At 67.1% G+C, this 14,087-nt stretch carries 12 protein-coding genes and 1 pseudogene; 7 read left to right on the top strand and 6 right to left on the bottom strand.

Going from position 1 to position 14,087, the window contains the following annotated elements:
• Positions 1-1,141, bottom strand: a 1,141-nt coding sequence (locus A5714_RS02155) for an AMP-binding protein (protein WP_068282292.1), incomplete at its 3' end; no start/stop codon positions are given.
• Complete coding sequence (locus A5714_RS02150; RefSeq protein WP_068071471.1) at positions 1,142-2,119, bottom strand: phosphotriesterase; 978 nt, start codon at positions 2,117-2,119, stop codon at positions 1,142-1,144.
• A 135-nt stretch (positions 2,120-2,254) separates the two neighbouring features.
• Between A5714_RS02150 and A5714_RS02145 the strand changes: the two genes are divergently transcribed.
• From A5714_RS02145 to A5714_RS02135, 3 genes are all read left to right on the top strand, one after another.
• Positions 2,255-3,952, top strand: coding sequence for an acyl-CoA dehydrogenase family protein (locus A5714_RS02145; RefSeq protein WP_068071469.1), 1,698 nt, complete (start codon positions 2,255-2,257; stop codon positions 3,950-3,952).
• Between the two features lie 132 nt (positions 3,953-4,084).
• On the top strand, positions 4,085-4,780 hold the full coding sequence (locus A5714_RS02140; RefSeq protein WP_068282298.1) for a TetR/AcrR family transcriptional regulator: 696 nt from the start codon (positions 4,085-4,087) through the stop codon (positions 4,778-4,780).
• Positions 4,777-5,715 (top strand): R2-like ligand-binding oxidase, encoded by a 939-nt coding sequence (locus A5714_RS02135; protein ID WP_068282289.1) that lies wholly within the window; start codon positions 4,777-4,779, stop codon positions 5,713-5,715. Before A5714_RS02140 ends, A5714_RS02135 begins: the two co-directional genes overlap by 4 nt.
• Before the next feature lie 30 nt (positions 5,716-5,745).
• On the opposite strand, the gene A5714_RS02130 is transcribed toward A5714_RS02135, so the two are convergent.
• From A5714_RS02130 to A5714_RS02120, 3 genes are read right to left on the bottom strand one after another with little or no spacing between them, the layout of a single operon-like run.
• Positions 5,746-6,726 carry a cyclase family protein gene (locus A5714_RS02130; RefSeq protein WP_068282286.1) on the bottom strand — a complete coding sequence of 327 codons (981 nt, stop codon included), beginning with the start codon at positions 6,724-6,726 and terminating at the stop codon, positions 5,746-5,748.
• Complete coding sequence (locus A5714_RS02125) at positions 6,710-7,270, bottom strand: carboxymuconolactone decarboxylase family protein (RefSeq protein WP_068282283.1); 561 nt, start codon at positions 7,268-7,270, stop codon at positions 6,710-6,712. Before A5714_RS02125 ends, A5714_RS02130 begins: the two co-directional genes overlap by 17 nt.
• Positions 7,267-8,421 carry a S9 family peptidase gene (locus tag A5714_RS02120; RefSeq protein ID WP_068282280.1) on the bottom strand — a complete coding sequence of 385 codons (1,155 nt, stop codon included), beginning with the start codon at positions 8,419-8,421 and terminating at the stop codon, positions 7,267-7,269. The genes A5714_RS02125 and A5714_RS02120 overlap by 4 nt, the downstream gene beginning before the upstream one ends.
• An 84-nt stretch (positions 8,422-8,505) precedes the next feature.
• Between A5714_RS02120 and A5714_RS02115 the strand changes: the two genes are divergently transcribed.
• Complete coding sequence (locus tag A5714_RS02115; protein ID WP_068282277.1) at positions 8,506-9,153, top strand: TetR/AcrR family transcriptional regulator; 648 nt, start codon at positions 8,506-8,508, stop codon at positions 9,151-9,153.
• Between the two features lie 18 nt (positions 9,154-9,171).
• Here A5714_RS02115 and A5714_RS02110 read toward each other — a convergent pair whose 3' ends face one another.
• Positions 9,172-10,590, bottom strand: a complete 1,419-nt coding sequence (locus A5714_RS02110; protein WP_068071456.1) for an NADP-dependent succinic semialdehyde dehydrogenase — start codon at positions 10,588-10,590, stop codon at positions 9,172-9,174.
• Between the two features lie 80 nt (positions 10,591-10,670).
• Between A5714_RS02110 and A5714_RS02105 the strand changes: the two genes are divergently transcribed.
• The 3 genes and pseudogenes from A5714_RS02105 to A5714_RS02095 all read left to right on the top strand — a co-directional run bounded on the left by A5714_RS02105 (position 10,671) and on the right by A5714_RS02095 (position 14,064).
• The gene (locus tag A5714_RS02105; RefSeq protein WP_068282272.1) at positions 10,671-12,317 is read left to right on the top strand and encodes an acetolactate synthase large subunit; all 1,647 of its coding nucleotides are present in this window, start codon (positions 10,671-10,673) and stop codon (positions 12,315-12,317) included.
• 235 nt (positions 12,318-12,552) lie between these two features.
• Positions 12,553-13,119: pseudogene (locus tag A5714_RS02100) on the top strand (DUF222 domain-containing protein); the annotation flags it as partial.
• 126 nt (positions 13,120-13,245) lie between these two features.
• Positions 13,246-14,064, top strand: coding sequence for a TIGR04255 family protein (locus A5714_RS02095; protein ID WP_082959527.1), 819 nt, complete (start codon positions 13,246-13,248; stop codon positions 14,062-14,064).
• The last annotated feature ends 23 nt before the right edge of the window (positions 14,065-14,087 follow it).

The raw sequence follows: 14,087 nt of genomic DNA, 5'->3' as shown, positions 1-14,087 counted from the left end.
GCCGGTCCGACAGGTACAGGAAACCCTCGGAGTCGAAATGCCCCAGGTCGCCCAGGGAATCCCACCCGTCGCGGCTCTTGGCCGTCGCTCCCACGTAGCGGTAGGTGGGCGCGCTGCCGGGAGCGGGCCGCATGTAGATCTCGCCCACCACTCCGGGCGGGCAGGGGTTGCCGTCGTCGTCGAGCACCTTCATCTCTCCGGAGACCACCACGCCCACCGAGCCGCGATGGGTCAGCCACTGATCGCCCGAGATGAACGTCAACGCCTGTAATTCGGTGCCGCCGTAGAGTTCCCACACCTTCTCCGGGCCCAGCAGGTCGATCCACGCCTGTTTCACCGCCGGTGGGCACGGCGCCGCCAGATGCCAGAACCGCCGGATCGACGACAGGTCGTACGCGTGCGGGTCGGCGTGGTAGGCCGGCAGCGCGCGCTGCATGATGGTGGGCACCGCGACCATGAAGGTGACCCGGTGCTCGGTGATCAGCCGCAGGAAGGCGCGCGGCTCGAACCGGCTCATCAAAACCAGGTGGTGGCCCATGATCAGCGCCATCGCCGCCATGGTGAAGCCGGTGTTGTGCGACAGCGGGACCGGAATGAACGAGGTGTCGCCCTCCTGCGCGCCGAGCGCGTAACCGCTGGCCGGGTGCACCCGGCTGTCGCCGCCGGAGTCGATCAGCTTGGGCCGCCCGGTGCTGCCGCCCGAGCCCATCGACTTCCACACCGGCGACACCGCCTCGGGCAGCGGCGCGTCGGATATCGCCGCGTCGGGCACGAAACGGGTTGGCACGCTGGCGATTTCGTGGTGCTCGCGACCCACCAACAGCTTCGGCCGGCGCAGCTCCAGCAGGCCCTGCAGCTCCGCGTCGGGCAAGCGGGCGGACAACGGCTGAGGCACCGCACCGAGCTTCCAGCATGCGATCGCCGCCTGGATCCACTCCACGGAATTGGGCAGCACCATGGTCACGTAGTCCCCGACGCCCACCCCGCGCGCGGCGTAGGCGCGGGCCAGCCGGTTGGTCGAGGCGTCGAGTTCGGCGCGGCTCAACGTCAGCCCGTCGCAGGTGACCGCGGGCTCGTCGGGGGCCTGGGCGGCCAGGGCCGAGATCTGGGTGCCGATCGGCGGGATCGGCGGCTCGGTCATCTAGTAGGCGCCCGTCTGCTCGAAGATGCGGCGTGGGTTGTCGACCAGCATGGTGTGCAGTTGCTCGTCGGTGACGCCGCGCTCCTTGAGCGCCGGGATGACGTCGTTGTGGATGTGCAGGTAGTGCCAGTTCGGCAGCGCCTGCGACGCCAGCTCTTCGGGCAGGGCGTCGAAGTAACAGTTGGCGTCGTGCGACAACACCATCTTGTCGGCGTGCCCGCGCTCGCACATCTGCGCCACGGTGTTGACCCGGTCTTCGAAGGGCAGATACGCGTCGATGCCGAACCGGTCCATGCCGAGGTAGGACCCGGCGGCGATGAGTTCCTCGAGATAACCGATGTCGGTGCTGTCGCCGGAATGCCCGATGACCACCCGGCTCAGGTCGACGCCCTCCTCTTCGAAGATGCGCTGCTGCTCGAGGCCGCGGCGCAGCCCCGCGTGGGTGTGCGTGGAGATGGGCACCCCGGTGCGCTTGTGCGCCTGAGCGACCGCGCGCAGCACCCGCTCGACGCCCGGGGTGACGCCGGGCTCGTCGGTGGCGCACTTGAGGATCCCGGCCCTGATGCCGGTGTCGGCGATGCCCTGTTCGATATCCCGGACGAACAAGTCGGTCATGATCTCCGGCCCGCCGAACGCGCCCCCTGGCCCGAGGTAGTGGAAATACATCGGCACGTCGTTGTAGGTGTAAAGCCCGGTCGCCACAACGATATTCAGGTCGGTCTGCGCCGCGACCCGGGCGATGCGCGGGATGTAGCGGCCCAGGCCGATCACCGTGAGGTCGACGATGGTGTCCACGCCGCGGGCCTTCAACTCGTTGAGCCGCTCGACGGCATCGGCGACCCGCGCGTCCTCGTCGCCCCACGCTTCGGGGTAGTTCTCGGCGATCTCGGTGGTCATGATGAACACGTGCTCGTGCATGAGCGTCACGCCCAACTGGGCTGTATCGATGGTCCCGCGGGCGGTAGTGATTTCCGACACTCCACCGATGCTAGGTCGGCCCGCCCCGGACCGACAGGGCCGATTTGACCGCGCGGCCCGACGGGCCTGCATTTTCGCGGGCGCGTGCAGTACCGTCACCCTCGTCGTGATCGAGAACCCCACCGGAGTCGCCCCATGTTGCTCAATCCCAACGACCTGCAACGCCCCCGTCCGGACCGCCGCTCGGGCGAGATCATGGCCGCGACGGTGGATTTCTTCGAATCGCGCGGCAAGGCCCGCCTGAAGTCCGATGACCACGAAAGAGTCTGGTACTCCGAGTTTTTGGAGCACATCGGGCGCGAGCGTATCTTCGCCTCGCTGCTGACGCCGTCGGAGTACGGCGCGTCCGATTGCCGCTGGGACACCTACCGGATCAGCGAATTCGCCGAGATCGTCGGCTTCTACGGCCTCAACTACTGGTACCCGTTCCAGGTCACCGCCCTGGGCCTGGGCCCGATCTGGATGAGCGCCAATTCCGACGCCAAGCGCAAGGCCGCCGCGATGCTGGAGGCGGGGGAGGTGTTTGCGTTTGGGCTTTCAGAGCAGACGCACGGCGCCGACGTGTACCAGACCGACATGATCCTGACCCCGTCGGGCGCGGGCTGGTCGGCCAGCGGCGAGAAGTACTACATCGGCAACGGCAACGTGGCCCGCATGGTGTCGACGTTCGGCAAGCTGGCCGACACCGACGAGTACGTGTTCTTCGTCGCCGACTCCCAGCACGAGCGCTACGACCTCATCAAGAACGTGGTGAATTCGCAGAACTACGTCGCCAATTACGCGCTGCGCGACTACCCGGTGAGCGAGGCGGACATCCTGCATCGCGGCCCGGGCGCCTTCCACGCCGCCCTGAACACCGTCAACGTGTGCAAGTACAACCTGGGTTGGGGCGCGGTGGGCATGTGCACGCACGCCTTCTACGAGGCGATCAACCACGCGTCCCACCGGATCCTCTACGGCACCGTCGTCACCGACTTCACCCACGTGCGTCGCCTGTTCACCGACGCGTACCTGCGATTGGTCGCCATGAAGCTGGTCGCCGGCCGCGCCGGCGACTACATGCGCAGTGCGTCGGCCGACGATCGGCGCTACCTGCTCTACAGCCCGCTCACCAAGGCCAAGATCACCAGCGAGGGCGAACGCGTCATCACCGCCCTGTGGGACGTGATCGCCGCCAAGGGCGTCGAGAAGGACACCATCTTCGAGGCGATGGCCCGCGAGATCGGTCTGCTGCCGCGCTTGGAGGGCACCGTCCACATCAACATCGGGCTGCTCGGCAAGTTCATGCCCAACTTCCTGTTCGCGCCGAGCAGCGAGTTGCCCGTCATCGGCCGCCGCGACGACGCGTCCGACGACTCCTTCCTGTTCAACCAGGGACCCACCGGCGGGCTGGGCAAGGTGCGCTTCCACGACTGGCGCGCGTCGTTCGACGGCTTCGCGCACCTGCCCAACGTCGCGTTGCTGCGCGGGCAGATCGACGTGCTCGCGGAGATGCTGGCCAGCGCCACCCCCGACGCCGCGCAGCAGCAAGACATCGACTTCGCGTTCGCCGTCGGCCAGCTGTTCGCGACGGTGCCCTACGCCCAGCTGATCCTCGAGCAGGCCGGGCTGTCGGGGGTGGACCCGACGTTGGTCGATGAGATCTTCGCGGTGCTGGTCCGCGACTTCAACGCCTATGCGGTGGAGCTGAGCGACAAGCCGGCGACCACCGACGAGCAGGCCCGGTTCGCGATGCGGATGATCCGGCGCCCGGCGCACGACCCATCGAGCTACGAGCAGGTCTGGAAGGAACACATCCTGCCGCTGGCAGGCGCCTACCAGATGCGGCCGTAACTGGTCGACGGGTCGGGCTGCGCGGCCATTCGGCGGCGGCGGCGGCTGTTGGCCCGCGGCGAAGCGGCGACCCTTGACTGTGATGCGCGCCACAGTATGATGACCGGTGGTCACCAAGGCGAGGAGGCGCGCATGCCGACAGTGACGTGGGCGCGGGTCGACCCCGCCCGCCGCGCGGCCATCATCGAGGCCGCGGAGGCGGAATTCGGTGCGCACGGCTTCTCGCGCGGCAGCCTCAACGTCATCGCGCGGCGGGCCGGCGTCGCGAAGGGCAGCCTGTTCCAGTACTTCGCCGACAAGCGGGACCTGTACGCGTTCATCGCCGAGATCGCCAGCCAGCGGGTCCGCGTCTACATGGAGGAGCTGATCGTCCGGCTCGACCCGAGGCGGCCCTTCTTCGAGTTCCTTACCGACTGGCTCGACGCGTGGGTGGCCTACTTCGCCGACCACCCGCACGAACGCGCGCTGCACGCCGCGGCGACGCTGGAGGTCGACACCGAAGCGCGGATCAGCGTGCGCAACGTCATCCACCGCCACTACCTGGAGGTGCTGCGGCCGCTCGTGCGAGACGCCCAGGCCCGCGGCCACCTGCGCGCCGACTCCGACACCGACGCGCTGTTGTCGTTGCTGTTGCTCATCTTCCCGCACCTGGCGCTGGCGCCTTACATGCGCGGCCTGGACCCGGTCCTCGGGCTCGACGAGCCCAGCCCCGAGCAGCCCGCGCTGGCGGTGCGCCGCCTGGTCGCGGTGCTGGCCGCCGCCTTTTCGGCCGCGCCGAAATCCCGGTCCGTCAGCTCAGCCCCACAACGATCTGAGGAGGTCACATGAACCGAACCCGAATCGCCTCGATGGCGCAAGGCGGACTGAACTGGGATAGCTTGCCGCTCAAGCTGTTTGCCGGCGGCAACGCCAAGTTCTGGAATCCCGCCGACATCGACTTCTCCCGCGACCGCGAGGACTGGGAACGCCTGACCGACGACGAGCGCAGCTACGCGACCAGGCTGTGCGCCGAATTCATCGCCGGCGAGGAATCGGTGACCCAGGACATCCAGCCGTTCATGGCCGCGATGCGGGCCGAGGGCCGGCTGGGCGACGAGATGTACCTGACGCAGTTCGCCTTCGAGGAAGCCAAGCACGTTCAGGTGTTCCGCATGTGGCTCGACGCCGTCGGCATCACCGAGGACCTGCACTACTTCCTGGAGGACGTGCCGACCTACCGCACGATCTTCTACGAGGAGTTGCCGGACTGCCTCAACGCGCTCGCGGTCGATCCGTCCCCGGCGGCGCAGGTGCGGGCGTCGGTCACCTACAACCACATGGTCGAGGGCATGCTGGCGCTGACCGGCTACTTCGGCTGGCACAAGATCTGCGTCGAACGGGGCATCCTGCCCGGAATGCAGGAGCTGGTCCGCCGCATCGGCGACGACGAGCGGCGCCACATGGCGTGGGGCACCTTCACCTGCCGGCGCCACGTTGCCGCCGACGACGCCAACTGGGGCGTCTTCGAGACGCGGATGAACGAACTGATGCCGCTGGGTCTGCGCCTGATCGAGGAGGGCTTCGCCCTCTACGACCCGATGCCGTTCGGGCTGTCGGTGGACGAGTTCATGCAGTACGCCGCCGACAAGGGCATGCGCCGCTTCGGCACCATCTCCAGCGCCCGCGGCCGCCCCGTCGGCGAGATCGACCTCGACTACTCACCGTTGCAGCTCGAGGACACCTTCGCCGACGAGGACGAGAAGGTGCTGGCGGGCAGCTACTGAGCCCGCTCGCCGAACCGTCCGGTGGGGGCGTCATTTGATCGCCAGCGCCGAGACCGGGCTTCCCGACGCGCCGGTCAGTGGCAACGGTGACGCGGCGAACATGAACTCGTAGACCCCGTCGGACCTACTGTCCTCGGACAACGCGTCCAGGTCGAACATCTCGCCGAAGGCCAGACCGGTGTGGGCGAGAGCGACGACGTGTAGCGGTTGCCAGCAGTCGATTTCGTTGGGCAGCACCTCTATGCCCCACGTGTCGGTGGCGATTGCGGCGATGTCGTTGTCGCGCAGCCACGGGGCGGTATGCAGGGACAGGCCGGGCGAGGGACCGCCCGCGTAATCACCCCAGTTCTCGCGCCGCGCGGCCATGAAGCCGGTGCGGACGAGCAGGGCGTCGCCGGGGCGCAGGTCGACATCCTCGGCGGCCAGGCAGTCCTCGAGGTCGTCGACGGTGATCGCATAACCGGCTCCGAGGGACTCGACGCCCCGGTGGGCGGCCAGGTCGACGAACACGCCGCGGGTGACGATCTTGCCCGTGTAGTGCTGTACGCCGTTGCTGCGGCTGCCCGCGGTCCCGGCATCGCCCGCCGGATGCCCGTTGTACATCTGTCCGCGCCAGAAGAAGTGGCACAACGCGTCCCACTGCGTGCCCGACTGCGTGGGCATCACCACCACGTCGTCGTAGTACCCGGCGGTGGGTTGGCCGATTGCTTCGCGCCACTTCGCCAGCGTCTCGGTCTCAACCCCCCGTTGCTCGCCGACGAGGTAACCCGGTCCGGAGGTGAGCTGGTAGAGATGGGGATTCCCTCTCCCCAGGTAGCCGTTCTGGGGTCCCCGCTCGTCGTAGGGCAGTGTCAAGGAGATCGTCTTGCCCACCTGCACCAGCGCCGCCGCCTCGCGAACCTTCTCGGGGGTGATGAGGTTTACGGTGCCCAACTGGTCGTCGGGTCCCCATCGGCCCCAGTTCGAGCACCGGTCGATGTAATCCTGAAGTATTTCAAGGTCTTTCGTCATCGGGTTCACTCCACTTCGATCGGCTGTCGATAGCCGCCCAGTCGATTGGGCCGTCGTCGAGCGGCACCTGCAGGGACTTCAAGAACGCCGCGCACAGGACATAGGTCGCCGCCAGAAGCGTGATCTCGACTACCTGGTTGTCCGGGAAATGTCGTCGCAAAGCGTCTAGCTTGTCTTGTTCCGCGCCAATGTGTTTCACCAACGAGTCGATATAGGCGACCAGGGCGGTGAGCGCCGTATCGCCGAATTCGGTGTGGTGCTTGTCGACCAGTTCGGCGAGGAGCTGGGGATCGGTGCCCGTTTGGAGCGCCTGGGACCGGTGCTGTACCAGCTGGTATTCACAGTCGGTGATCGCGCCGACTCGCACGATGATCTGCTCGCGCACCTGGGCGGGGATCGCGGCGTTGCGAAATCCCAGGGCGTACTCCCAGTACGGCACGGTGAGGTCGCGCGTGTGCAGCATCATCCGGGTCAGGTTGATCGGGAACCGGTGGTAAACCGCTCGTTGCTCCGCGTCGAGCTGCGGGTAGGGGAGGCCCGTCATGACGCCAGGGTTTCGTCGAGCCAGTCGAACATCCGCTGGTGGAACAGTGTCAGTGCGCCCTCGTGGCAATGCTCTTCGGCGCCCTCGGCGGCGGTGAAGGTGAGCAGCGTCTTCGGGCAGCGCAGCGCGTCGTACAGCAATTGCGGCTGGCCCTTGAAGAATTGGTCCGCCTCGGCCTCGCAGACCAGCGTCGGGCAGGCGATCCGGTCCACGACCGGGCGCAGGTCGTAGCGGGCGATCGCGTCGGTCAGTTCCTGCGCCGTGCGCACCCCCATCGTCCACAACCCGTTGAGCACGGCCCACCGCAGCGACGTCGGCGCGCTCTCGGGCTGGGCGATCACCTCGTCGATGACCGGCACCGGCGGCAGCGCGGCGGCGAAGTTGAACACGCCGTCGTAGGCGATGCACGCCGCGATCCTCGTGTCGAACGCCGCCGCGCGCGGGGCGAGGTAGCCGCCCATGCTCATGCCAAGCAGCGCAATGCGTTTGGTGTCGACGCCGGGCAGGTTGACGGCGACGTCCAGGACGGGGGCGACGACGGCCTCCCAGTCGGGGCGGAAGGGCAGCTTGTCGATCCGCAACGCCGCGCCTTGCCCCGGGCCCTCGAAGATCAGGCAGTTCCAGCCGTGCCGGCGGGCCGCGTCACCGACGGCGAAGTACAGCTCTTCGACGGTGGAGTCGTAACCACCGTGTGCGACCAACGTCGGCCCCGGGTCCGTCCCGCTGACGTTGAGGTAGTAGCCTTTCAAGTCGATTCCGGCATAAGGGATTTCAACCGGTGTCCAGTGGGCCTGGACTTCCGCCGCGGCGGTGAAGGTTTGCACGGCGCGCGCCGAGGTCTGGGCCACCCGCGGGTCGTTGACCGGGTCGTAGCGCAGGAAGAATTCGGCGGTGCGGTAGTAATTCGAGGCCCGAAGGTAGGCGCTGCTGGCGCTGATCGCGTGCCCCCTCGCGGCGCATGTATCGGCGATGCCGGCGATCCGGTCCGCCAGGGCCCGCCACTCCGCGTGCCACGAGTCCCAATCGCCGGGGGTGATCCGGGCGGCCGTCGCCATCACCTCTCCGATGTCGGCTCCGCCGTAGACCGCGTACCCGACCGCGCGCAGTGTTTCGAACGAGAACGACTCGTCCGCATCGAACATGAACCGCATGCCGCCTCCTCGTACTAATGCAACTAATAGATGCGTTAGCGAGTATGGCATGCTGGTGTCGTTAACACAACAGGAGGTTGCATTATGGGACGGACGGCGAGCGGGGCCGACGGCCCGGGGCCCGGCACCGCGCGTCCCGGCGGCCGGACCTCACGGGTGCGCGCCGCGGTGTTGGACGCCGCATTGGTGGTGCTCGCCGAGCGGGGATACGCCGGCCTCACCATCGAGCGGATCGCCGAGCAGTCCGGGGTCAACAAGACCACCATCTACCGGCGCTGGAGGACGACGGAGGTCGTGCTGGCCGCCGCGATCGACGAGGTCGCCGCGCAGGACTTTCCGATCCCGGCCACCGGGTCGATCGACGACGACCTGCGCGCATTCGCCCGCAGCCTCGTCGACTTCATGGCCAGCGATTCGCCAACGCTCGCCGGCATCGTGCGCGCGCTGTTCTCCGACGCGGCGCGTGAACCGTTGATCGCCGACCTGAAGCGTGAGTTTTTCGCCGGCCGGTACGCGGGCGCGGCCGCCATGGTGGAGGCGGCGATCGAACGGGGCGAGTTACCCGCCGACGTCGACGTCCGCGAATTCGTGGGCCTGGTGGCTGCGCCCCTGTACTACCGCAGGCTGGTCACCGAGGAACCGCTCGACCACGCCGTCGCCGACCGCGCGGCCGCGACGGCGCTCGCCGCGGTCCGCGCGGGCGCCTGCCGGCGGTCGACGGGTGAGGACTAATCGACAGGTATTCGAGGTCTATTCGACTTTGTCGCCGCCGGCCGCCGAGCCCTCCTCGGACTCACCGACCCAGACGGTCTTGGCGTTGACGAACGCCCGAATGCCCAGACCGGCAAGCTCGCGCCCGTATCCCGAGCGCTTCACGCCACCGAATCCCAGTTCGGGGTAGGACACCGTCATCCCGTTGATGAAGACCTGCCCGGCCTCGATGTCGTCGATGAACCGCTGCTGCTCGGCCTCGTCGTTGGTCCAGGCGTTGGAGCCCAACCCGAAGGTGGTGGCGTTGGCGATCTCGATCGCCTCGTCGATGTCCGCGGCCCGGTACATCGACGCCACCGGCCCGAACACCTCTTCGGTGTAGAGCGCCATGTCCTTGGTGATGTCGGTGACCACCGTGGGCGGGTAGAACCAACCCGGCCGGTCGATGGGCTTGCCGCCGAGGCGGATGGTGGCGCCGGCGGCGGCGGCGTCGTCGACCTGCTTGGCGATCTCGTCGCGGCCCGACTCGGTGGCCAGCGGACCCACGTCGGTGTCGGGGTCCGTAGGGTCGCCCACCTTGAGCGCCTTCATCTGCTCGGTGAACTTGTCCACGAACTCGTCGTAGATGTCGGTGTGGACGATGAACCGCTTGGCGGCGATGCAGGACTGACCGTTGTTCTGTACGCGCGCGGTGACGGCCGTTTTGGCGGCCTCGTCGAGGTTCGCCGACGGCATCACGATGAACGGGTCGCTGCCGCCGAGTTCCAGCACCGTGGGTTTGATTTCGTCGCCGGCGATGGCCGCCACCGACTGCCCGGCCGGTTCGCTACCGGTCAGGGTGGCCGCGGCCACCCGCGGGTCGCGCAGGATGCGCTCGACGGCGCTCGACGAGACGAGCAGCGTCTGGAAGCAGCCGTCGGGGAAACCGCCCCGGGAAATCACGTCGGCCAGGTACAGCGCGGACTGCGGCACGTTCGATGCGTGCTTGAGGATTCCGACGTTGCCGGCCATCAGCGCGGGTGCGGCGAAACGGACGGCCTGCCAGAGCGGGAAGTTCCACGGCATGACGGCGAGCACCACCCCGAGGGGCTGGTAGCGGGTGTAGGCCTTCTTGGCCTTGACGGCCGCGGCGTCCGCCGGCTCGTCGGCCAGCAACTTCTCGGCGTGCTCGGCGTAGTAGCGAAAACCCCTGGCGCACTTGAGCACCTCGGCCTTGGCCGACTTCAGGGTCTTGCCCATCTCGAGGGTCATCATCGCGCCGACCTCGTCGGCCTCGGCCTCGAGGAGGTCTGCGGTGGCGTTCGCCCACTCGGCGCGCTGGGCGAAGGTGGTGTTGTGGCGGTAGTCGAGGAATCGCTCGTAGGCACGGGCGATCGCCGCATCGACGTCCGCGTCGGTCGCTGGGGTGAAGGTTTTGACTGTCTCCCCGGTGGCCGGGTTGATCGTGGCGATAGGCACGCTGACATCCTTCGGGTTTAAGGGTTGATGAAACGTCCAACACCTAGCCTGCCACTATCGTTCCCACTAGGAGGTGCCGGATGAGCAAAGCCGCCGAGCTGATGGTCAAGTGCCTGGAAAACGAGGGGGTCTCCGTCGTTTTTGGGCTGCCGGGGGAGGAGAACATTCGCTTCGTGCAGGCGCTGGCGTCGTCGACCATCCGCTACGTGCTGACCCGGCACGAGCAGGCGGCGGCGTTCATGGCGGAGATGTACGGCCGCGTCACCGGTCGGGCCGCGGTGGTGTCGACCACGCTGGGGCCCGGGGCGATCAACATGCAGCTCGGGGTCGCCGACGCCACCACGAACAGCACCCCCTTGGTGGCGATCTCCGCGCAGGTGGGGCATAACCGGGAGTTCAAGGAGTCGCACCAGTACGTCGACCTGGTGTCGATGTTCGCGCCCATCACGCGGTGGTCCGCCGGGGTGCCCACCGCCCACGCCATTCCGGAGATGTTCCGCAAGGCATTCAAGACCGCCGAGACGGAGCGGCCCGCGGCCGTGTATCTGGCCGTCCCGGAGCACATCGATGCCGACGAGACCGACTACGACCTTTCGCCGTTGCCGCGCAACGTCGTCCGCGCCGACGCGCCGGCACCCGGGCAGGTGGCCCGCGCGGTCGACATCCTGCGCGCGGCGAAGCGGCCCGTCGTGCTGGCCGGCCATGGGGCCGCCCGGGCCGACGCCACGGCGGCGCTGGTCCGTTTCTCCGACGAGTTCGGCGTCCCGGTTGCCAACACCTTCCACGGCAAGGGTGTGATGCCCGACGACCACCCCAACAGCATCGGGACCCTGGGGTTCATGCGGCACGACTACGTCAACTTTGGGTTCGACAACGCCGACGTGGTGATCGCCGTTGGCTACGAGCTGCAGGAATTCGACCCGGTCCGGATCAACCCCCAGGCCGACAAGAAGATCATCCACGTCCACCGGTTCCCGGCCGAGGTGGACGCGCACTACTCGGTGGACGTCGGGATCATCGGCGACATCAGTGCCTCGCTCGACGCGCTCACCGAAGGACTGGCCGGGCACTCCTACACCGCCGACCCCGACGTTCCCGGACACGGCCTGCTGGCCGAGGAATTCGCCAGCGGGCAACAGGATTCGCGGTATCCGCTGGCGCCGGCCCGGGTGGTCGCCGACACCCGTGCGGCGCTGGGCCGCAACGACGTGGTCCTGGTCGACACCGGAGCGACCAAGATGTGGATGGCCCGGCTGTACCCGACGTACGAGCGCAACACCTGCCTGATCTCAAATGGATTGTCCACCATGGCTTTCGCGCTCCCGGGCGCGCTCGGGGTGAAGCTGGCCCGGCCGGACGCCAAGGTGCTGGCCGTGGTCGGTGACGGCGCGTTCCTGATGAACTCGCAAGAGATCGAGACGGCCGTGCGGGAGCAGATCCCGTTGGTGGTGTTGATCTGGGAGGACGGCGGCTACGGCCTGATCGAGTGGAAAATGGACCTCGAGCTCGGCGAGCATCACTACGTGAAGTTCGGCAATCCGGACGTGGTGCAGTATGCGGAAAGCTTTGGCGCCAAAGGGTATCGGATCAACAGCGCCGACGAGCTGTTGCCGACCCTGCAGGCGGCGCTCGCCGACGACGGGGTTTCCCTGATCAGTTGCCCGGTCGACTACTCCGACAATCTGCGGTTGACCGATCGGCTCGGGGAGCTGGACGAGACGCTGTAATTTGGGGTGGTTTGCCGGTTTTTCGGCGCACCTTCGGCACCGGTGCCTGCCGGGCGGCTCGATCGTGGATTGGCCCCCGCGACGGCTCGCTTGAGCGGCGCGTTCGCTGTCGCGCAAGTGCGCCAAAAATCTTTGTCACTTGTGTTTCCCTGGCCCCAACGTGCCGGTTTTTGTCGGTGGTGGTGGCTAGTTTGGCGGTGTGAGTGCAAGCGGTTCGGCTGATGTCGATGCGGTGATGGCGGCCTTCGATGCCATCGAGGCCGCGGTCGGCCAAGCGGCCGAATCCCACTGCGCCACTTGGGCAACCAACGACAAATTCGCGGTATTGGAGCGGGTTGAGCGGGTGCGTCGGATGCTGCCCGCCCTGGAACACCCGGTGATCAACGCCCTGGCCCGCGACGCCGCCCCGCACGAGCTGGGCGGCAAACTGTCCCACGCTTTGGCCGAACGCACCCTGATCAGCCGCGCCGAAGCCGCCCGCCGGGTTGGCGCTGCGGCCGATCTGGGCCCGCGCGTCGGGCTCACCGGCCAACCCCTACCGCCGCTGCTGGCCGCGGCCGCGGCCGCTCAACGCGCCGGTGAGCTCGGGGGTGAACAGGTCGCGGTGATCCGCCGGTTCTACCATCAGCTGCCCGGCTGCATCGATGCCCCCACCCGCGAGCACACCCACACCCTGCTCGCCGACCACGGCCGCCGCTTTCGGCCCGAACAACTCAGCGCCCTGGCCACCACCCTCACCGACTGCCTCAACCCCGACGGCACCTACCGCGACGCCGACCGCGCCCTGACTCTGGGTCCCCAACAAGGAACCCGGCGGTTGGACCACCCGCAAAAACCCCCACGGGCGACACCGATGGATCCCGCCCGTTTTGTTGCCTTCACGTTTGATCGTCGAATCTTGTCACGACTGTGAAGTAGAGTGTGAAGCATGGCGGCAGCAGCACATCCATTCGCCTTCGCAGAGTCCGACACCAACATCCCATTGGTGAGGTCTCCGCTTATTCGTACCATTGCGCAGGTCAGGTTTCCGCACCTCACCAAGTTCTCGACCAACGAGGACGCCGTCGGCAAAAAGGTCGCCGACGCGCTAGCCGACCAGTATCCCTTGATGGAAGTTGGTCATGAAGTGACGATGACCATCACCGCTGACGGTGTCAGCGAGGACCGCAGTGCTACCCGACTGTTTCGTCTCCTCAGCGGTGATCGTCACTGGCAAATCACTTTTTGTGGTGCCTTCCTCAGCATCGACACCACCCAATATGTACGTCGCAGGGAATTCGCTCAGCGGCTTGTTGACGCGTGGAATGCCCTGAACGAGCACGTGGCCGTGCCGTATGTCAGTCGGCTTGGCGTTCGATACGTCAATCTAGTGACGCAGCCGGATCTCCTAGGTCGCCTGCCTGAACTGTTGCGGCCCGAGATCTTGGGAATCTCGAAATCCCAACAGGAGGAGGAAGCCGAACTCCTCTCGGTTGTCACCGAAGCGCGCTACCGCTTGCCCGGCGACGCGTCCTTTATGGCGCGGTGGGGAATGCTGCCGGCCAACACGAGCATCGACAGCTCGGTACCGACATGCGACTACCCGACATGGATGCTTGACACGGATTCGTTCCGCGAATTCGCACCCGGCACACAACAGGGCGCGGACCTCTACGAGGACGTACGTGATTTAGCGCTAAGGGGCTATCAATTCTTCCGGTGGGCCGTGACAGAAGAATTCCTCACCGCTTTTGGGGGTGAAGTGTGACGAGGACGGTAGACATCTGCGAT

The organism is Mycobacterium sp. E2462 (assembly GCF_001672685.1).
Classification (GTDB): Bacteria; Actinomycetota; Actinomycetes; order Mycobacteriales; family Mycobacteriaceae; genus Mycobacterium.
This window is presented reverse-complemented; position numbering and strand designations above follow the sequence as displayed.

Coding starts and splice junctions, on each gene's coding strand:
- A5714_RS02145 (WP_068071469.1), top strand. CDS start 2,255: ATGTTGCTCAATCCCAACGACCTGCAACGCCCCCGTCCGGACCGCCGC.
- A5714_RS02140 (WP_068282298.1), top strand. CDS start 4,085: ATGCCGACAGTGACGTGGGCGCGGGTCGACCCCGCCCGCCGCGCGGCC.
- A5714_RS02135 (WP_068282289.1), top strand. CDS start 4,777: ATGAACCGAACCCGAATCGCCTCGATGGCGCAAGGCGGACTGAACTGG.
- A5714_RS02130 (WP_068282286.1), bottom strand. CDS start 6,726: ATGACGAAAGACCTTGAAATACTTCAGGATTACATCGACCGGTGCTCG.
- A5714_RS02125 (WP_068282283.1), bottom strand. CDS start 7,270: ATGACGGGCCTCCCCTACCCGCAGCTCGACGCGGAGCAACGAGCGGTT.
- A5714_RS02120 (WP_068282280.1), bottom strand. CDS start 8,421: ATGCGGTTCATGTTCGATGCGGACGAGTCGTTCTCGTTCGAAACACTG.
- A5714_RS02115 (WP_068282277.1), top strand. CDS start 8,506: ATGGGACGGACGGCGAGCGGGGCCGACGGCCCGGGGCCCGGCACCGCG.
- A5714_RS02105 (WP_068282272.1), top strand. CDS start 10,671: ATGAGCAAAGCCGCCGAGCTGATGGTCAAGTGCCTGGAAAACGAGGGG.
- A5714_RS02095 (WP_082959527.1), top strand. CDS start 13,246: ATGGCGGCAGCAGCACATCCATTCGCCTTCGCAGAGTCCGACACCAAC.